Raw genomic sequence first — 17,465 nt, 5'->3', positions numbered from 1 at the left:
GGTTATTTTGCCGCAGGTCAGCGTATCGTGAACATCTTTTCCAGTGTTCAGTATGGTGCCTTGCACGGTAATTATGTCACTGGTTATTAACCAATTTTTCTTGGGGGATAAATGAGCGCGGGAAGCCCAAAATTCACCGTTCGCCGCATTGCGGCTTTGTCACTGGTTTCGCTATGGCTGGCAGGCTGTTCTGACACTTCAAATCCACCGGCACCGGTCAGCTCCGTTAATGGCAATGCGTCTGCAAACACCAATTCTGGTATGTTGATTACGCCGCCGCCGAAAATGGGGACGACGTCTACAACGCAGCAACCGCAAATTCAGCCGGTACAGCAGCCACAAATTCAATCTGCACAACAACCGCAAATCCAGCCGGTGCAGCCAGTTGCTCAGCCGCCGGTACAGATGGAAAACGGACGCATCGTCTACAACCGTCAGTATGGGAACATTCCGAAAGGCAGTTATAGCGGCAGTACATACACCGTGAAAAAAGGCGACACACTTTTCTATATCGCCTGGATTACTGGCAATGATTTCCGTGACCTTGCTCAGCGCAACAATATTCAGGCACCATACGCGCTGAATGTAGGTCAGACCTTACAGGTGGGTAATGCTTCCGGTACGCCAATCACTGGCGGAAATGCCATTACCCAGGCCGACGCAGCAGAGCAAGGAGTTGTGATCAAGCCTGCACAAAATTCCACCGTTGCTGTTGCGTCGCAACCGACAATTACGTATTCTGAGTCTTCGGGTGAACAGAGTGCTAACAAAATGTTGCCGAACAACAAGCCAACTGGGACCACGGTCACAGCGCCTGTAACGGTACCAACAGCAAGCACAACCGAGCCGACTGTCAGCAGTACATCAACCAGTACGCCTATCTCCACCTGGCGCTGGCCGACTGAGGGCAAAGTGATCGAAACCTTTGGCGCTTCTGAGGGGGGCAACAAGGGGATTGATATCGCAGGCAGCAAAGGACAGGCAATTATCGCGACCGCAGATGGCCGCGTTGTTTATGCCGGTAACGCGCTGCGCGGCTACGGTAATCTGATTATCATCAAACATAATGATGATTACCTGAGTGCCTACGCCCATAACGACACAATGCTGGTCCGGGAACAACAAGAAGTGAAGGCGGGGCAAAAAATAGCAACCATGGGTAGCACCGGAACCAGTTCAACACGCTTGCATTTTGAAATTCGTTACAAGGGGAAATCCGTAAACCCGCTGCGTTATTTGCCGCAGCGATAAATCGGCGGAACCAGGCTTTTGCTTGAATGTTCCGTCAAGGGATCACGGGTAGGAGCCACCTTATGAGTCAGAATACGCTGAAAGTTCATGATTTAAATGAAGATGCGGAATTTGATGAGAACGGAGTTGAGGTTTTTGACGAAAAGGCCTTAGTAGAAGAGGAACCCAGTGATAACGATTTGGCCGAAGAGGAACTGTTATCGCAAGGGGCCACACAGCGTGTGTTGGACGCGACTCAGCTTTACCTTGGTGAGATTGGTTATTCACCACTGTTAACGGCCGAAGAAGAAGTTTATTTTGCGCGTCGCGCACTGCGAGGAGATGTTGCCTCCCGCCGCCGGATGATCGAGAGTAACTTGCGTCTGGTGGTAAAAATTGCCCGCCGTTATGGCAATCGTGGTCTGGCTTTGCTGGATCTTATCGAAGAGGGCAACCTGGGGCTGATCCGCGCGGTAGAGAAGTTTGACCCGGAACGTGGTTTCCGCTTCTCAACATACGCAACCTGGTGGATTCGCCAAACGATCGAACGGGCGATTATGAACCAAACCCGTACTATTCGTTTGCCGATTCACATCGTAAAGGAGCTGAACGTTTACCTGCGAACCGCACGTGAGTTGTCCCATAAGCTGGACCACGAACCAAGTGCGGAAGAGATCGCAGAGCAGCTGGATAAGCCAGTTGATGACGTCAGCCGTATGCTTCGTCTTAACGAGCGCATTACCTCGGTAGACACCCCGCTGGGTGGAGATTCCGAAAAAGCGTTGCTGGACATCCTGGCCGATGAAAAAGAAAACGGCCCGGAAGATACCACGCAAGATGACGATATGAAACAAAGCATCGTCAAATGGCTGTTCGAACTGAACGCCAAACAGCGTGAAGTGCTGGCACGTCGATTCGGTTTGCTGGGGTACGAAGCGGCAACACTGGAAGATGTAGGTCGTGAAATTGGCCTCACCCGTGAACGTGTTCGCCAGATTCAGGTTGAAGGCCTGCGCCGTTTGCGCGAAATCCTGCAAACGCAGGGGCTGAATATCGAAGCGCTGTTCCGCGAATAAGTAAGCATCTGTCAGAAAGGCCAGTCTCTTATGAGGCTGGCCATTTTCTTTTGTATGGGGAGTTGGTGTGTTTCGTCGCCTGGATAAGACACGTCAGCGTCCCATCCGGCAATCAACATCCTATTTGCTCATCATCTTGCGCACCAGCTGCATAAACAGCTCCTGCTCTTCTCCACTCAAACGCCCCAAAAATTCCTCATCCACACTGTCGCCAATCGGTATCGCCGCAGCAAGTACCTTTTCTCCTTCGGCAGTCAGCCAGACAAAGCGTCGCCGCTTATCAGCGGTGTCATGTTCACGTCTGACTAAGCCACGATTTTCCATTCTTGCCAACATTTCTGCCAGCGTTGCTTTGGTGCTGACGGCTGCTTCCATCAGTGCCACCTGTTCGATACCAGGTTTATCAGCAATGGCGCGCATCACCGCGTACTGTGGTTTGGTCAGGTCAGGTAACTCGTGCTGCCAGCGGGCCGTATGCTGCTGAAAAAGCTGTCGTAACTGATGGAACGCTTTATTTCGTAACGCCATGTAAACTCCGGGCTAATTCTCTGTCGCTATCATAGCGGTTTTTCAGTGACGAAGAAGATGTTGTTACTTTTCAATCCTTGCCGCTGTGGAAATGAAGGAGTATGTTAATAATAACGTTCGTATACGAACAATTAAGAGAGTTAGCAATGAAACTGATCGTCGGGATGACAGGGGCTACCGGTGCGCCTCTTGGTGTGGCATTACTGCAAGCGCTGCGGGAGATGCCGAATGTCGAGACTCATCTGGTGATGTCGAAGTGGGCGAAAACCACTATTGAACTGGAAACGCCTTACAGCGCTCGCGATGTTGCCGCCCTCGCTGACTTCAGCCATAACCCGGCGGATCAGGCTGCGACCATCTCTTCCGGCTCCTTTCGTACCGACGGCATGATCGTTATTCCATGCAGTATGAAAACGCTCGCCGGTATCCGCGCTGGTTACGCCGATGGTCTCGTAGGGCGCGCGGCGGACGTCGTGCTCAAAGAAGGCCGCAAACTGGTGCTGGTGCCGCGTGAAATGCCGCTTAGCACCATCCATCTCGAAAATATGCTCGCACTTTCGCGCATGGGCGTGGCGATGGTGCCGCCGATGCCTGCCTTTTATAACCATCCCGAAACGGTAGATGACATTGTCCACCACGTGGTAGCCCGCGTGCTGGATCAATTTGGCCTCGGACATCCTCACGCCAGGCGCTGGCAAGGGTTGCCGCAGGCCCGGAATTTTTCTCAGGAGAATGAATAATGGCATTTGATGATTTACGCAGCTTCTTACAGGCGCTTGATGACCACGGCCAGTTACTGAAAATCAGCGAAGAGGTGAACGCGGAACCGGATCTGGCAGCCGCTGCCAACGCCACCGGGCGTATCGGCGACGGCGCGCCCGCGCTGTGGTTTGATAATATTCGCGGCTTTATCGATGCCCGCGTTGCAATGAACACCATCGGTTCCTGGCAGAACCACGCAATTTCCCTCGGCCTGCCGCCAAACACCCCGGTTAAAAAACAGATTGATGAGTTTATCCGCCGCTGGGATAACTTCCCGATAGCCCCGGAGCGCCGTGCGAATCCTGCTTGGGCGCAGAACACCGTCGATGGCGACGAGATCAATTTGTTTAATATCCTGCCGCTGTTTCGTTTAAACGATGGCGATGGCGGTTTCTATCTCGACAAAGCGTGCGTGGTTTCCCGCGATCCGCTCGATCCGGATAACTTCGGCAAGCAGAACGTCGGCATCTATCGCATGGAAGTGAAGGGTAAGAGTAAGCTCGGCCTGCAACCGGTGCCGATGCACGATATCGCCCTGCATCTGCATAAAGCGGAAGAACGTGGTGAAGATTTGCCAATTGCCATCACGCTGGGTAACGATCCGATCATCACCCTGATGGGCGCCACCCCGCTGAAATATGATCAATCGGAGTACGAAATGGCGGGCGCGCTACGCGAAAGCCCGTACCCGATCGCCACCGCCCCGCTGACCGGTTTTGATGTGCCGTGGGGTTCAGAAGTGATCCTCGAAGGGGTTATCGAAAGCCGCAAACGTGAAATCGAAGGGCCGTTCGGTGAGTTTACCGGGCACTACTCCGGTGGGCGCAACATGACCGTAGTGCGCATCGATAAAGTCTCTTACCGCACCAAACCGATTTTTGAATCGCTCTATCTCGGCATGCCGTGGACCGAAATCGACTACCTGATGGGGCCTGCCACCTGCGTGCCGCTTTACCAGCAGTTGAAAGCCGAGTTCCCGGAAGTGCAGGCGGTGAACGCTATGTACACCCACGGCCTGCTGGCGATTATCTCCACCAAAAAACGCTATGGCGGCTTTGCCCGCGCAGTGGGCCTGCGTGCGATGACCACGCCGCACGGTCTGGGTTATGTGAAGATGGTGATTATGGTCGATGAAGACGTTGACCCGTTCAACCTGCCGCAGGTGATGTGGGCGCTCTCGTCGAAAGTGAACCCGGCAGGCGATCTGGTGCAACTGCCGAATATGTCCGTGCTGGAACTCGACCCAGGCTCAAGCCCGGCGGGGATCACCGATAAGCTGATTATCGACGCCACCACGCCTGTCGCCCCGGACAACCGTGGCCACTACAGCCAGCCGGTGGTGGACTTACCGGAAACCAAAGCCTGGGCTGAAAAACTGACCGCTATGCTGGCCGCACGTAAATAAGGAGAACAAGATGATTTGTCCACGTTGTGCCGATGAACAGATTGAAGTGATGGCGAAATCGCCGGTGAAAAATGTCTGGACGGTCTACCAGTGCCAGCATTGCCTTTATACCTGGCGCGATACTGAACCGCTACGCCGCACCAGCCGCGAACATTATCCCGAAGCCTTCCGCATGACGCAGAAAGATATTGATGACGCGCCGATGGTGCCGAGCATCCCGCCGCTGCTGGCGGAAGGTAAGCGCTAAATAAAAGGTCCGATGCCCATCGGACCTTTTTATTAAGGTCAAATTACCGCCCATACGCACCAGGTAATTAAGAATCCGGTAAAACCGAGAATGGTCGTTAACACTGTCCAGGTTTTCAGACCGTCTGCTACCGACAACCCCAGATATTTGGTCACAATCCAGAACCCTGAGTCATTAATATGTGACGCGCCAAGCCCACCAAAGCAGGCTGCCAGCGTCACCAATACGCACTGAATCGGATTCAATCCCATCACCGCTTCTGAGAGTAACCCGCCGGTTGTCAGGATTGCTACGGTTGCTGACCCCTGCGATGCACGCAGCGCCAGTGAAATAATAAATGCGGCTGGTAACAGAGGCAGGTCAATCATTTGTAGCATGTTGGCAAGGGCTTTGCCGACGCCCGATTCCACCAGCACTTTGCCAAATACCCCTCCAGCACCAGTAACCAAAATCACTACCGCCGCAGTGGGAAGGGCTGAGCCCATAATGTCGCTGGTGTGTTGTAAGCTCCAGCCGCGACGTAAAGCCAATAACCAGAATGCCAGCACCAGCGCAATCATTAGAGCTACCATTGGTGAGCCGATCAGCTGTAGCGTACCAAGCAGGGGATGCGAAGGCGGCATCAGTGTTGCGGAAACCGTACCCGCCATGATAATCGCGATAGGAATAACAATTAGCGAGGTGACCAGCGCGACGCCCGGTGGATTTATTTTATCGCTTAATTTTGTCGCGCCTTCCTCACTGGCCGGAGCCAGTTGCATCTGTTCCAGTACTTCCACCGACATCGCATATTGGCGCTTATTGATTATTTTCGCTGCAAAGTAGCCAACAATCCCTACGGGAATAGAAATCGCAATACCGATGATGGTTAGCCAGCCGATGTCTGCGTGGAGTAACCCCGCTGCGGCGACAGGGCCTGGATGCGGCGGTACCGCCACATGAACAGTTAGCATGATTCCAGCGACAGGCAGGCCAAATTTGAGTGGCGATATTTTGGCAACCTTGGCAAAACCGTAAATGATTGGCGCAAGAATAATAAAGCCGACATCAAAGAAGACGGGAATACCGAGGAAGAACGCTGCCAGAGTCAGCGCAGCGATAGTTCGTTTGTCACCTAACTTGCGACTGAAATAATTAGCCAGTGACTCTGCACCACCAGAGTGTTCGATCATACGCCCCAGCATAGCGCCCAGACCAATAATAATAGTGACGGAACCAAGCACACCGCCCATCCCGGCGATCATCACTTTACCCACTTCGCCCGCCGGTATACCCGCCGCAAGTGCGACTAACAGGCTGACGAGGAGCAGAGCAACGAATGGTTGTACCTTTGCCTTGATGACCAGCAGCAACAGCATGATTACGCCAGTTAACGCAATGCATAACAATGTAATTGTGGACATGGGAAACCCTGTCTGAAAGTTATAGTTAACCTACCCCATCCGTAGATGGGGGGATGTATGGGTACGTTGTAATTAGGGATTTAACGAATTAGCGCCAGGCGTCAAACCAGCCAAGCCCTTCTTCGGTGAGGCCACGAGGTTTATATTCACAACCGATCCAGCCCTGATATCCCACCTCATCGAACAGGCGGAACAGCCACGGATAGTTGATTTCTCCATCGTCCGGTTCATGTCGATCAGGTAGTCCGGCAATTTGTACGTGCGCATATTTCCCGGCGTAGTCGCGGATTAAATGCGTCAGGTTGCCATCTACTTTTTGCGCATGAAAAGTATCTAGTTGAATAAACACGTTATCTCGCGCAACTTCTTCAACAATAGCCAGTGCCTGATACTGGCTGGAGAAGAGATAATGAGGCTTAACGCCGGGGCTGAGTGCTTCAACTAATATTCGCTTGCCGTGTGGCGCAAAGCGGTCGGCAGCGTAGCGGAGATTATCGATAAATACTGCCCTGTACCGTTCAGCATCTTCGCCAGCGGGCACGACGCCTGCCATCACATGGACTTGTTCACAATTGAGCGCCAATGCATATTCCAGTGCCAGGTCGATGTCTGCGTGTGCTTCGTGCTCACGTCCGGGAAGGGCGGATAATCCCCATTCCCCCGCATTAATATCTCCGGGAGCGGTATTGAACAGCGCCAGTGTCAGATGGTTTTGCTCCAGTTGCTTTTGGATTTGCAGGGTGGAGTAGTTATAGGGAAACAGAAATTCCACAGCATCGAACCCGGCTTTTCGCGCTGCGGCGAAGCGTTCAATAAAAGGCACTTCGGTGAACATCATGGATAAATTAGCTGCAAAACGAGGCATTGCATTAACTCCTTAATTCCGCAATTTCACCTGCGGTCAGATAACGGATCGGGCGGTCACCGAGAATAAAAATCAGCTTTGCCGTTTCCTCCAGCTCTTCCATATTGTTGGCGGCTTCTTGCAGGCTTTCACCGCAAACCACTGGGCCATGATTTGCCAGTAAAAAAGCCTGATTGTCTGCTGCCAGTTCCGCCAGATCCTGTGCGATGCGTTTATCGCCCGGTCGGTAATAAGGCACCAGCGGGATATTTCCCATCCGCATCACCACGTATGGTGTGAACGGACGAATAACGTTGCTGCTGTCCAGCCCTTGCAGGCAGGAAAGCGCCGTCGACCATGTGCTGTGCAAATGCACCACCGCTTTACAGCGCGGATTGTTGCGATACAGCGCCAGATGAAAGAGCACCTCTTTCGAGGGTTTGTCACCACTTAACCATTCGCCATCCGCGGCGACTTTGGAAAGCCGCTGCGGATCGAGATTGCCCAGGCATGAACCTGTCGGTGTCGCCAGTAAATTCCCGTCAGGTAAAAGCAGCGACAGATTGCCAGCCGAACCGGTTGCATAGCCGCGCTGAAAGAATGAACTGGCAATCCGCGTCATCTCCTCTCGCAAAGACTGCTCTACTTTTGCGAAATCGCTCATGATAAAAACTCTCTTTGGGCTCGTGAAAAAAAGGCTTCATCACCGAAGTTGCCAGATTTAAGGGCGAGTGAGACAGGCTTATCCAGTGCGTTTACCCACGGCACGCCGGGGGAAATGGTTGGGCCAATATGAAACCCTTTTATTCTCAGGCTCTGTGTGACTACGCCGGAGGTCTCACCGCCTGCGACAATAAAGCGTGTCACGCCTTCCGCTGCTAACCGCGCCGCTAGTTGAGAAAACAGTGTTTCTACTGCCTGACTGGCTTTTTGTGCACCGTATTGCTGTTGAATTGCTGCCAATGCGTCAGTGCTGGCGGTGGCAAAAACCAGTGGAGCAAGTACACCTTCCTGGCCCAGAACCCACTCTGCCAGCTCGTGTGCATAAGCGGCCAGAGTTTCGGTTGAGAGGCAGCGTGCCACATCAACTTCACGGGCTGGTGCAATTTGACGGTAATGTGCTACCTGGCGGTTGGTCATTTGAGAGCATGAACCGGAGAGCACTACGCCGCGCCCAGCGAGCGGATGCCCTGCTTTGCGAGCCTGGTTACCGTTTTCTTGCGCCCACTGCCGGGCAAGGCCAATCGCCAGACCAGAACCGCCCGTTACCAGTGGGGCATCGCGCAAGGCTTCCCCCTGAATTTCCAGATGGTGTTCGGTCAGCGCATCAAGCACCGCGTAGCGGTAGCCCTCTTGCTGTAAGCGAGCCAGCTCTTGACGAACGGCATCCACACCTTGTTCGAAAACATGTGCCGAAACGACGCCGCAGCGCCCTGTGGATTGCGCTTCAACCAGACGGGGAAGATAGCTGTCGGTCATGGGATTTACCGGGTGATGGCGCATCCCGGATTCGGCCAGCAGTTGATTCATTACGAACAAATACCCCTGATAAACCGTACGTCCGTTGACCGGCAGGGCCGGAGAGAAGACCGTAAACGGCGTGTCGAGAGCATCCATTAATGCATCGGTAACCGGGCCGATATTACCTTTCGCCGTACTGTCGAAAGTAGAGCAGTATTTGAAATAGATCTGTTTGCAACCTTGCTGTTGCAACCAGCTCAGAGCCGCCAGCGATTGCTGTGTGGCTTCAACCACCGGACAGGAACGCGTTTTCAGGCTGATCACCAGTGCGTCGATTGCTTCCGGCATTTTACCTGTTGGAACACCGTTAATTTGTACCGTTGGTAGACCGTTTTCCACCAGAAAACTGGCGATATCCGTCGCGCCGGTAAAATCATCGGCGATAACGCCAATCTTGATCATGATTTCGCTCCCGGTAGAGTGATGCCAGAGAAAATCTTGATAACTGCGCTATCGTCTTCTTTCCCGTAACCCGCGTTACTGGCGCTGGTGAACATATTCAATGCTGTTGAGGCCAATGGCAGCGGGAAGTGCAGGGCTTTGGCTGTATCGGCAACCAGACCAAGATCCTTAACAAAAATATCGACGGCTGAATGCGGGGTGTAATCGCCATCCACCACATGACGCATCCGGTTTTCGAACATCCAGGAATTTCCGGCGGCATTGGTCACGACGTCATACATCACATCCAGCGGGATCCCCGCACGGGCTGCAAGTGCCATCGCTTCGGCTCCGGCAGCAATATGTACGCCCGCTAACAACTGGTGAATAATTTTTACGGTCGAACCTAGTCCCGGTTCTGCACCTATGCGATAAACTTTTCCGGCAACGGCTTCCAGCACGGGTGCCAGTCGTTCAAAGGCAATATCGCTACCGGAGGCCATGACAGTCATTTCACCGTTAGCGGCTTTTACTGCACCACCAGAAACTGGCGCATCCAGCATTTCCAGATCGAATCCAGCCAGAGCGGTAGCAATTTCTTGCGCATCAGCACTAGCGATAGTGGAAGAAACCATTACTGCCGTACCGGGTTTCAGATGTTGTGCAACGCCTGTTTCACCAAACAGCACCTGTTTAACCTGGGCTGCATTGACCACCAGCACCAGCAGAGCGTCCAGTTTTTCGGCAAACGTCGCGGCGTTATCAGAAACCCCGCAAGCACCTGCCTCTTTCAACGTAGCGCAGGCATTGCTGTTCAGGTCTGCGCCCCAGGTAGAAAGACCTGCGCGGACACATGACAGTGCTGCTCCCATTCCCATTGACCCTAAGCCAACGATACCGACATGAAACTCAGATCCCGTTTTCATCTGCTCTCCTTGTTAATTTAAGTGATATTTTGTTTGATATTGTGAATATAAGCGCTGGAAGATAACGATATGGTGAGCTGATTCACAAAAATTAACATTATGTGTTATTTTATGTGAACTAAGCGTTAGTTGCGCCGCGCACGTTTCGCAGGCAAATAGCGTAGAATGTCAGCAGGACAAAGGAAGGAGCAAAAGTTGATACCCGTAGAGCGTCGCCAAATCATCCTTGAGATGGTAGCTGAAAAAGGCATTGTCAGTATTGCTGAACTAACGGACAGAATGAATGTGTCACATATGACCATTCGTCGGGATTTACAAAAACTGGAGCAGCAGGGAGCCGTTGTGCTGGTGTCCGGAGGCGTCCAGTCTCCGGGACGCGTGGCGCATGAACCTTCTCATCAGGTAAAAACTGCGCTGGCAATGACGCAAAAAGCGGCTATTGGCAAGCTGGCGGCAAGTCTTGTTCAGCCGGGAAGTTGTATCTATCTGGATGCGGGAACGACCACGCTAGCGATAGCACAGCATCTGATTCACATGGAGTCACTGACTGTGGTCACAAACGATTTCGTTATTGCGGACTACTTGCTCGACAACAGTAATTGCACAATTATTCACACTGGCGGTGCAGTGTGTCGGGAAAACCGTTCCTGTGTCGGGGAAGCCGCTGCGACCATGCTGCGCAGCCTGATGATTGATCAGGCTTTTATTTCTGCATCGTCATGGAGTGTGCGGGGGATTTCTACGCCAGCGGAAGATAAAGTCACGGTGAAACGGGCGATTGCCAGTGCCAGCCGCCAGCGAGTTTTGGTCTGTGATGCGACGAAATATGGTCAGGTGGCGACATGGCTGGCGTTACCATTAAGCGAGTTTGATCAGATTATTACAGACGACGGTTTGCCGGAGAGTGCCAGTCGCGCGCTGGCGAAGCAGGATCTCTCTTTGCTGGTAGCGAAAAATGAATAATGGCCTGCAATAACACCGGGTTACTCATGCTTCACAGAAGAAGCATGAGACTACTTTATTTTATAAAATGACAGCCGCCCGCTTTTCGGCGATCCGGTATCAATATAAATCTGGTTTGCGAACGTCTGGATGTTATCAAACATCATATGACCGAAGATAAAGCAGTCGGCGCCGTTTATTTCCTGTAACTCGCCTTTGAGCGATTTCAGTACGCGATCAACAGGCCAGAGCAATTCTCTCTCCGCTATTTCTTTGCCAAAGAGATATTCATTCCCCGGATAATCTGCATGCGCGATGACATATTTTATTATGTCGTTAGTGATTTCAACAATATGCGGAAGATTATGAAAACGTAGCAACAGGTCTATTGCTTCTTTTTGTTCCGTATCACTTAACTCAAAGAACCAGTCGCCACCGCTGGCAAGCCACATATTGCCATCGCCGGTCGCGAACGCATCCAATGCCATCGCTTCATGGTTGCCTTTAACCGATGTAAACCAGGGCTGGTTTAGCAGGCGCAGCACGTTAAGACTCTCCGGCCCACGATCAATATTATCGCCGACAGAAATAAGTAAGTCGATTTCAGGGCAAAAAGAGAGTTGATGTAAGCGGGATTGTAATAATTGATAGTCACCATGAATATCACCAACGGCCCATATATGGCGATAGTGATGGGCATTAATTTTTTGATAGCGTGTAGATGGCATGGTTTTACCCTGTAAAATAAGATTTCCTATTATACAGGGTATTTTTATTTGATTTGTCAGTTGTCGTTAATATTCCCGATAGCAAAAAACTATCGGGAATTGTTATTACACCAGACTCTTCAAGCGATAAATCCATTCCAGCGCCTGACGCGGGGTAAGTGAATCCGGGTCAAGATTTTCCAGCGCTTCGACCGCTGGCGACGTTTCTTCCGGTACTGACAGCAAAGACATTTGCGTACCATCCACTTGCGTAGCGGCGGCGTTCGGCGAAATGCTTTCCAGTTCACGCAGTTTTTGCCGTGCGCGCTTAATCACCTCTTTTGGCACGCCCGCCAGAGCAGCAACCGCCAGGCCGTAGCTTTTGCTCGCCGCGCCATCCTGCACACTGTGCATAAAGGCGATGGTGTCGCCGTGCTCCAGTGCATCGAGATGCACGTTGGCGACGCCTTCCATTTTCTCCGGCAGTTGAGTCAGTTCAAAGTAGTGGGTAGCAAACAACGTCAACGCTTTAATCTTATTCGCCAGATTTTCAGCGCACGCCCATGCCAGCGACAGACCATCGTAAGTGGACGTTCCGCGCCCAATCTCATCCATCAACACCAGGCTGTACTCCGTGGCGTTATGCAGAATATTGGCGGTTTCGGTCATCTCCACCATAAAGGTTGAACGCCCGGATGCCAGATCGTCAGCCGCGCCCACACGGGTAAAGATACGATCGATAGGTCCAATCTCGACTTTTTGCGCCGGTACGTAGCTGCCGATATAGGCCATCAGCGCAATCAGTGCGGTCTGGCGCATATAGGTACTTTTACCGCCCATATTCGGACCGGTGATGATCAACATGCGACGCTGCGGCGACAGGTTCAGCGGGTTAGCGATAAACGGCTCATTCAGTACCTGTTCAACCACCGGATGGCGACCTTCGGTAATGCGAATGCCCGGTTTATCAATGAAGGTCGGGCAGGTGTAGTTCAGGGTATAGGCTCGTTCCGCCAGGTTTACCAGTACGTCGAGTTCTGCCAGTGCGCTCGCGCTCTGTTGCAACGCTTCCAGATGCGGCAACAGCAGGTCGAACAACTCTTCATAAAGCTGTTTTTCCAGTGCCAGCGCTTTACCTTTCGAGGTGAGTACTTTGTCTTCATACTCTTTTAGCTCTGGAATAATGTAGCGTTCGGCGTTTTTCAGCGTCTGACGACGCATATAGTTGATGGGTGCCAGATGGCTTTGTCCACGGCTAATCTGAATGTAATAACCATGCACCGCGTTAAAGCCGACTTTCAGCGTGTCCAGGCCGGTACGTTCACGCTCGCGAACTTCCAGACGCTCCAAATAATCTGTCGCGCCGTCAGCCAGCGCGCGCCACTCATCCAGCTCTTCGTTATAGCCTGATGCGATAACACCACCGTCGCGTACCAGCACCGGCGGTGTGTCGATGATTGCTCGCTCCAGCAGATCGCGCAGCTCTGCAAACTCGCCCATTTTCTCACGCAGCGCCTGTACCGGTGCACTATCGACACTTTCTAACTGCGCGCGTAGTTCTGGCAGTTGCTGGAAAGCGTGACGCATACGGGCCAGATCGCGTGGGCGAGCAGTCCGTAAAGCCAGACGTGCCAGAATACGTTCCAGGTCGCCGACCTGACGCAGTACCGGCTGCAGCTCAGCGGTGAAATCCTGCAATGCGCCAATAGTTTGCTGGCGCTCAAGCAACACGCGGGTATCGCGCACTGGCATATGCAGCCAGCGCTTCAGCATACGACTCCCCATCGGCGTTACAGTGCAGTCGAGCACGGAAGCCAGCGTGTTTTCCGCACCGCCCGCCAGGTTCTGGGTAATTTCCAGGTTACGGCGCGTCGCGGCATCCATAATGATACTGTCCTGCTCACGTTCCATAGTGATAGAACGAATGTGCGGCAGAGTCGTACGTTGAGTATCTTTCGCATACTGCAACAGACAACCGGCGGCACAAAGTCCGCGCGGCGCGTTCTCGACGCCAAAACCGACCAGATCGCGAGTGCCAAATTGTAGATTCAACTGCTGGCGCGCGGTGTCGATTTCAAACTCCCACAGCGGACGACGACGCAGGCCGCGACGACCTTCAATCAGCGACATTTCAGCAAAATCTTCTGCATACAGCAGTTCCGCCGGATTAGTGCGTTGCAGTTCTGCCGCCATCGTTTCGCGGTCAGCCGGTTCGCTCAGGCGAAAACGACCGGAACTGATATCCAGCGTCGCGTAGCCGAAACCTTTACTGTCCTGCCAGATAGCCGCCAGCAGGTTGTCCTGACGCTCCTGCAACAGCGCTTCATCGCTGATGGTGCCCGGCGTAACGATACGCACAACTTTGCGCTCAACCGGACCTTTGCTGGTCGCCGGATCGCCAATTTGTTCGCAGATGGCAACGGACTCGCCCTGATTCACCAGTTTGGCGAGGTAGTTTTCCACCGCATGGTAGGGAATCCCCGCCATCGGGATCGGCTCTCCCGCGGAAGCGCCGCGTTTGGTCAGTGAAATATCCAGCAGTTGTGACGCACGTTTTGCGTCGTCATAAAACAGTTCGTAAAAGTCACCCATCCGGTAGAACAGCAGGATCTCGGGATGCTGGGCTTTCAGCTTGAGATACTGCTGCATCATGGGCGTATGGGCATCGAAATTTTCTATTGCACTCATGGGGTTATGTCCGGTTCCCTGATATTAAATGGGGTGTGATGGTTTTTATTTTCGTTGTAATCACATAAGGCGCACATGATACCGGAGTTAATCATTTCAGGGGAAGAAGCGAACGGCGAGTTCTTGATGGTGATTCCGGGAAAGATGCTGTTTTGCAGCTTTTGCGTGATGCTTATGAAGCAAGTACGCAAAATTGTATCAGTTGGCGACCCCTTCTTCTTCAGAGCCATAGTCTCCTTTCAAATTAAGTTGTAATATAAATACATCTTAAGAGTATGGAGGCAGCATGTCTGGCAAGCGTATCTCTCGTGAAAAACTGACGATTAAAAAAATGATCGATCTTTATCAAGCGAAATGCCCGCAGGCGTCAGCGGAGCCGGAGCATTACGAAGCGTTGTTTGCCTACGCGCAAAAACGGCTGGATAAATGTGTGTTCGGCGAAGAGAAACCCGCCTGTAAGCAGTGTCCGGTGCACTGTTACCAGCCTGCAAAGCGTGAAGAGATGAAACAGATTATGCGTTGGGCCGGGCCGAGAATGCTGTGGCGTCATCCGATCCTAACCGTACGCCATCTCATTGATGACAAGCGTCCGGTGCCGGAGTTGCCAGAAAAATATCGCCCGAAAAAACCTCGTGAATAGTATACCGGACAGGCAGATCTGTCCGGCACCTCATGCAGTTAAACCAATGCCGATTTATCAATCCCCAGTCGTTTCATCCGTGATAGCAGTGTGGTGCGTTTTAGTCCCAGACGTTGCGCCGCGCCTTTCGGCCCGGCAACCACGCCGTTAGTCTCTTTTAATACACGCACAATTAGCTGATATTCATCTTCGCCCTCCTGAGCGACGACCGTTGCAGTCGGCGGCGTTTTAGGTTCCGGTAAAGCAATATCAGGCAATGACAGCTGCAGCACGTTGCCACGTGTCAGCAATACCGCGCGCTCAATGACGTTTTCCAGCTCGCGTACGTTACCTGGCCACTCCATATTGCTCAACGCGCGCAATGTTTCGGCAGGAATGCTGTCGATATTACGCCCCAGACGGCGGGCAATTTTAAAAGTAAAGGCTTTCGCCAGCAGCGGAATATCTTCCGGACGCTCGCGTAGTGGCGGCAGGTGGATCGGGAATACGTTCAGGCGATAATAGAGATCGCTACGGAACTCGCGGTCGGCAACCATTTTTTTCAGATCGCGGTTAGTCGCGGCAATTAAACGCACGTCCGTCTGTATAATTTTATTACTGCCGAGACGTTCAAACTCCTGTTCCTGTAATACACGCAGCAACTTCGGTTGTAACTCCAGCGGCATATCACCCACTTCATCGAGGAACAGGGAGCTTTTATCCGCCAGCTCAAAACGACCGATACGCTGGGCGCTGGCTCCGGTAAACGCACCACGCTCATGGCCAAACAGATCGCTTTCCAACAATCCGGCAGGCATCGCCGCGCAGTTCATTTTTACCATGCGGCGATTATTACGCCCACTGAGATTATGGATCGCGCGGGCAATCAGCTCTTTACCAGTGCCAGTTTCACCGAGGATCAGAACTGTACTGTCACTTTGTGCCACCATTTCAACTTGTTTAAGCACGCTGTACATGGCTTCACTGCGACCAATAATCTCGCCAAATTCACTATCAACATTGTTGAGCTGCTCGGTCAGGGCGAGATTTTCATCAACCAGTCGTTCTTTCAGACGATGAATTTCCTGATAGGCAAGGGCGTTATCGACAGCGATTGCCACACGTTCGGCAATCTGGCGCAGTAAATTCAGATTGGTCGTGGTAAACACTTTCTCTTCGCATTGCGCCAGTTTCAGCACGCCCAGCATGGTGTCGCCAGACATCAGCGGTAACAGGCACAAGGTTTGAATCTGGTTGCCCCAGGTGTCGAACAACATGCGTTCGTAGGGGGCTAAATTATCTCGCTCGTGGAGATTAATCAGCAGCATCTCTTTGCTTTTAAACACGCGTTCGGTGAGGGTTCCTGCTTCATCGACTTCGCTCTGTTCGTGAGCGGGATGCTGTTTATCAAGATAGTGAGTGGAGTAGATGTTGAGTTTGTTTTTACGGTGGCTGCGTAAGACGATGCTGATATCGTCAATGTCGAAATAGTAATGGATTTCTTTGGCGACTTCGCTGACCAGTTCGTCCATATCCAGGCGAGAAAGCACCGCGTTGGTGATGGCAACCAGGATGCGGAAGTTATCGCGTTCCCGGCATAACAACTCATAGTCGACATTATTGACGACGCGGCTCTGGATTTGTTCGGTGACGACAGAAATGATCTGCGTAAAAGTTTGCAGGCGATTGAACTCTTTTTCACTCCACGGGCGATCGTCATAACGAATAAATTCACAGCCACCAAAAATATGCCCTTCCGCCGCCAGTGGCATCAGGCAATAGTGACCAAATTTGGGGTATAGCCCACCAGCGGCCAGCTGCGGCCAGGTTTCACAAAATTCTTCGTAACTGCAATGCAGTGTATCAGGGCGCGACAAAATGCTGCGCACCGGACCGTGTGCCAGAACAGTTTCGTCTTCATAATTTATGGGGGTGTCTTTTTCACGCGACGCGTAATAAGACGCACGTTGAGTATGCGCTTGCCACAACACAATAGCTGCATTGTCGGCGAGCGCAGAACGCTTTACCAATTGCGAAAGAGCCTCACACAGCGAGGCCAGATCGGGCTGCTGCAATAGTGTCCGAGTGATGTCGAACAACCCTTGTTGTCCGAGATCACTCATCGGTGTATATGACATTTTGTTCTTCCAGGAAAGCACCGCAAAGCGGTGCAAAAGGTCATTGAC

The 17,465-nt window shown here is 52.3% G+C and carries 17 protein-coding genes; 8 read left to right on the top strand and 9 right to left on the bottom strand.

Features of this window, described 5'->3' with window-relative positions:
- Positions 1 to 156: 156 nt before the first annotated feature.
- Entirely contained in the window at positions 157 to 1,251 is a 1,095-nt protein-coding gene (gene nlpD / locus QUF14_RS17480) for a murein hydrolase activator NlpD (RefSeq protein ID WP_337459506.1), read from the top strand.
- A 62-nt stretch (positions 1,252 to 1,313) separates the two neighbouring features.
- Positions 1,314 to 2,306, top strand: a complete 993-nt coding sequence (rpoS, locus tag QUF14_RS17475) for an RNA polymerase sigma factor RpoS (RefSeq protein WP_000081550.1) — start codon at positions 1,314 to 1,316, stop codon at positions 2,304 to 2,306.
- 120 nt (positions 2,307 to 2,426) lie between these two features.
- On the opposite strand, the gene QUF14_RS17470 is transcribed toward rpoS, so the two are convergent.
- Complete coding sequence (locus QUF14_RS17470; RefSeq protein ID WP_001208080.1) at positions 2,427 to 2,834, bottom strand: MarR family winged helix-turn-helix transcriptional regulator; 408 nt, start codon at positions 2,832 to 2,834, stop codon at positions 2,427 to 2,429.
- Positions 2,835 to 2,980: 146 nt separating this feature from the next.
- Here QUF14_RS17470 and QUF14_RS17465 point away from each other — a divergent pair, with 146 nt between their 5' ends.
- Genes QUF14_RS17465 through QUF14_RS17455 form a run of 3 tightly spaced genes read left to right on the top strand, consistent with a single transcriptional unit; the run spans position 2,981 to position 5,248 of the window.
- Positions 2,981 to 3,574 (top strand): non-oxidative hydroxyarylic acid decarboxylases subunit B, encoded by a 594-nt coding sequence (locus QUF14_RS17465; protein ID WP_000767725.1) that lies wholly within the window; start codon positions 2,981 to 2,983, stop codon positions 3,572 to 3,574.
- Positions 3,574 to 5,001 (top strand): non-oxidative hydroxyarylic acid decarboxylases subunit C, encoded by a 1,428-nt coding sequence (locus QUF14_RS17460; protein ID WP_000863189.1) that lies wholly within the window; start codon positions 3,574 to 3,576, stop codon positions 4,999 to 5,001. The genes QUF14_RS17465 and QUF14_RS17460 overlap by 1 nt, the downstream gene beginning before the upstream one ends.
- Positions 5,002 to 5,011: 10 nt before the next feature.
- Positions 5,012 to 5,248, top strand: a complete 237-nt coding sequence (locus tag QUF14_RS17455) for a non-oxidative hydroxyarylic acid decarboxylases subunit D (protein ID WP_000562989.1) — start codon at positions 5,012 to 5,014, stop codon at positions 5,246 to 5,248.
- A 38-nt stretch (positions 5,249 to 5,286) separates the two neighbouring features.
- On the opposite strand, the gene QUF14_RS17450 is transcribed toward QUF14_RS17455, so the two are convergent.
- From QUF14_RS17450 to ltnD, 5 genes are all read right to left on the bottom strand, one after another.
- The gene (locus QUF14_RS17450; RefSeq protein ID WP_000104457.1) at positions 5,287 to 6,651 is read right to left on the bottom strand and encodes a GntP family transporter; all 1,365 of its coding nucleotides are present in this window, start codon (positions 6,649 to 6,651) and stop codon (positions 5,287 to 5,289) included.
- An 88-nt stretch (positions 6,652 to 6,739) separates the two neighbouring features.
- On the bottom strand, positions 6,740 to 7,516 hold the full coding sequence (locus tag QUF14_RS17445) for an HPr family phosphocarrier protein (RefSeq protein ID WP_001136937.1): 777 nt from the start codon (positions 7,514 to 7,516) through the stop codon (positions 6,740 to 6,742).
- Positions 7,517 to 7,520: 4 nt separating this feature from the next.
- The gene (gene otnC / locus QUF14_RS17440; protein WP_001278992.1) at positions 7,521 to 8,159 is read right to left on the bottom strand and encodes a 3-oxo-tetronate 4-phosphate decarboxylase; all 639 of its coding nucleotides are present in this window, start codon (positions 8,157 to 8,159) and stop codon (positions 7,521 to 7,523) included.
- Positions 8,156 to 9,418: a 3-oxo-tetronate kinase gene (otnK, locus tag QUF14_RS17435; protein WP_000590401.1), complete on the bottom strand. Its 1,263-nt coding sequence runs from the start codon at positions 9,416 to 9,418 to the stop codon at positions 8,156 to 8,158. Before otnK ends, otnC begins: the two co-directional genes overlap by 4 nt.
- Positions 9,415 to 10,323, bottom strand: a complete 909-nt coding sequence (ltnD, locus tag QUF14_RS17430; protein ID WP_000847985.1) for an L-threonate dehydrogenase — start codon at positions 10,321 to 10,323, stop codon at positions 9,415 to 9,417. Before ltnD ends, otnK begins: the two co-directional genes overlap by 4 nt.
- A 195-nt stretch (positions 10,324 to 10,518) precedes the next feature.
- Here ltnD and ygbI point away from each other — a divergent pair, with 195 nt between their 5' ends.
- Positions 10,519 to 11,286 (top strand): DNA-binding transcriptional repressor YgbI, encoded by a 768-nt coding sequence (gene ygbI, locus QUF14_RS17425; protein ID WP_001295181.1) that lies wholly within the window; start codon positions 10,519 to 10,521, stop codon positions 11,284 to 11,286.
- A 50-nt stretch (positions 11,287 to 11,336) separates the two neighbouring features.
- On the opposite strand, the gene pphB is transcribed toward ygbI, so the two are convergent.
- Together pphB and mutS are read right to left on the bottom strand one after the other, a co-directional pair.
- Positions 11,337 to 11,993, bottom strand: a complete 657-nt coding sequence (gene pphB / locus QUF14_RS17420; protein ID WP_001141287.1) for a protein-serine/threonine phosphatase — start codon at positions 11,991 to 11,993, stop codon at positions 11,337 to 11,339.
- A 105-nt stretch (positions 11,994 to 12,098) separates the two neighbouring features.
- A complete protein-coding gene (gene mutS / locus QUF14_RS17415) occupies positions 12,099 to 14,660 on the bottom strand; it encodes a DNA mismatch repair protein MutS (RefSeq protein ID WP_001272892.1) in 2,562 nt (853 codons plus the stop codon).
- A gap of 75 nt (positions 14,661 to 14,735) precedes the next feature.
- On the opposite strand from mutS, the gene QUF14_RS17410 reads away from it, so the two are divergent.
- Both QUF14_RS17410 and QUF14_RS17405 read left to right on the top strand, forming a co-directional pair.
- Positions 14,736 to 14,915, top strand: a complete 180-nt coding sequence (locus QUF14_RS17410; RefSeq protein WP_100733706.1) for a hypothetical protein — start codon at positions 14,736 to 14,738, stop codon at positions 14,913 to 14,915.
- Positions 14,916 to 14,946: 31 nt separating this feature from the next.
- On the top strand, positions 14,947 to 15,300 hold the full coding sequence (locus tag QUF14_RS17405; protein ID WP_000015483.1) for a nitrous oxide-stimulated promoter family protein: 354 nt from the start codon (positions 14,947 to 14,949) through the stop codon (positions 15,298 to 15,300).
- Between the two features lie 38 nt (positions 15,301 to 15,338).
- On the opposite strand, the gene flhA is transcribed toward QUF14_RS17405, so the two are convergent.
- A complete protein-coding gene (gene flhA / locus QUF14_RS17400; RefSeq protein ID WP_001354926.1) occupies positions 15,339 to 17,417 on the bottom strand; it encodes a formate hydrogenlyase transcriptional activator FlhA in 2,079 nt (692 codons plus the stop codon).
- Positions 17,418 to 17,465: the final 48 nt, after the last annotated feature.

This window comes from Escherichia sp. HH091_1A (genome assembly GCF_030295175.1).
GTDB classification, from domain to species: Bacteria; Pseudomonadota; Gammaproteobacteria; order Enterobacterales; family Enterobacteriaceae; genus Escherichia; species Escherichia coli_F.
The sequence above is the reverse complement of the archived record's forward strand: the minus strand, read 5'-3'. Positions and strand labels throughout refer to the sequence as shown.

Coding starts and splice junctions, on each gene's coding strand:
- pphB (WP_001141287.1), bottom strand. CDS start 11,993: ATGCCATCTACACGCTATCAAAAAATTAATGCCCATCACTATCGCCAT.
- QUF14_RS17460 (WP_000863189.1), top strand. CDS start 3,574: ATGGCATTTGATGATTTACGCAGCTTCTTACAGGCGCTTGATGACCAC.
- QUF14_RS17405 (WP_000015483.1), top strand. CDS start 14,947: ATGTCTGGCAAGCGTATCTCTCGTGAAAAACTGACGATTAAAAAAATG.
- QUF14_RS17470 (WP_001208080.1), bottom strand. CDS start 2,834: ATGGCGTTACGAAATAAAGCGTTCCATCAGTTACGACAGCTTTTTCAG.
- ltnD (WP_000847985.1), bottom strand. CDS start 10,323: ATGAAAACGGGATCTGAGTTTCATGTCGGTATCGTTGGCTTAGGGTCA.
- QUF14_RS17445 (WP_001136937.1), bottom strand. CDS start 7,516: ATGCCTCGTTTTGCAGCTAATTTATCCATGATGTTCACCGAAGTGCCT.
- QUF14_RS17410 (WP_100733706.1), top strand. CDS start 14,736: ATGATACCGGAGTTAATCATTTCAGGGGAAGAAGCGAACGGCGAGTTC.
- flhA (WP_001354926.1), bottom strand. CDS start 17,417: ATGTCATATACACCGATGAGTGATCTCGGACAACAAGGGTTGTTCGAC.
- mutS (WP_001272892.1), bottom strand. CDS start 14,660: ATGAGTGCAATAGAAAATTTCGATGCCCATACGCCCATGATGCAGCAG.
- QUF14_RS17465 (WP_000767725.1), top strand. CDS start 2,981: ATGAAACTGATCGTCGGGATGACAGGGGCTACCGGTGCGCCTCTTGGT.
- rpoS (WP_000081550.1), top strand. CDS start 1,314: ATGAGTCAGAATACGCTGAAAGTTCATGATTTAAATGAAGATGCGGAA.
- otnC (WP_001278992.1), bottom strand. CDS start 8,159: ATGAGCGATTTCGCAAAAGTAGAGCAGTCTTTGCGAGAGGAGATGACG.
- otnK (WP_000590401.1), bottom strand. CDS start 9,418: ATGATCAAGATTGGCGTTATCGCCGATGATTTTACCGGCGCGACGGAT.
- QUF14_RS17455 (WP_000562989.1), top strand. CDS start 5,012: ATGATTTGTCCACGTTGTGCCGATGAACAGATTGAAGTGATGGCGAAA.
- QUF14_RS17450 (WP_000104457.1), bottom strand. CDS start 6,651: ATGTCCACAATTACATTGTTATGCATTGCGTTAACTGGCGTAATCATG.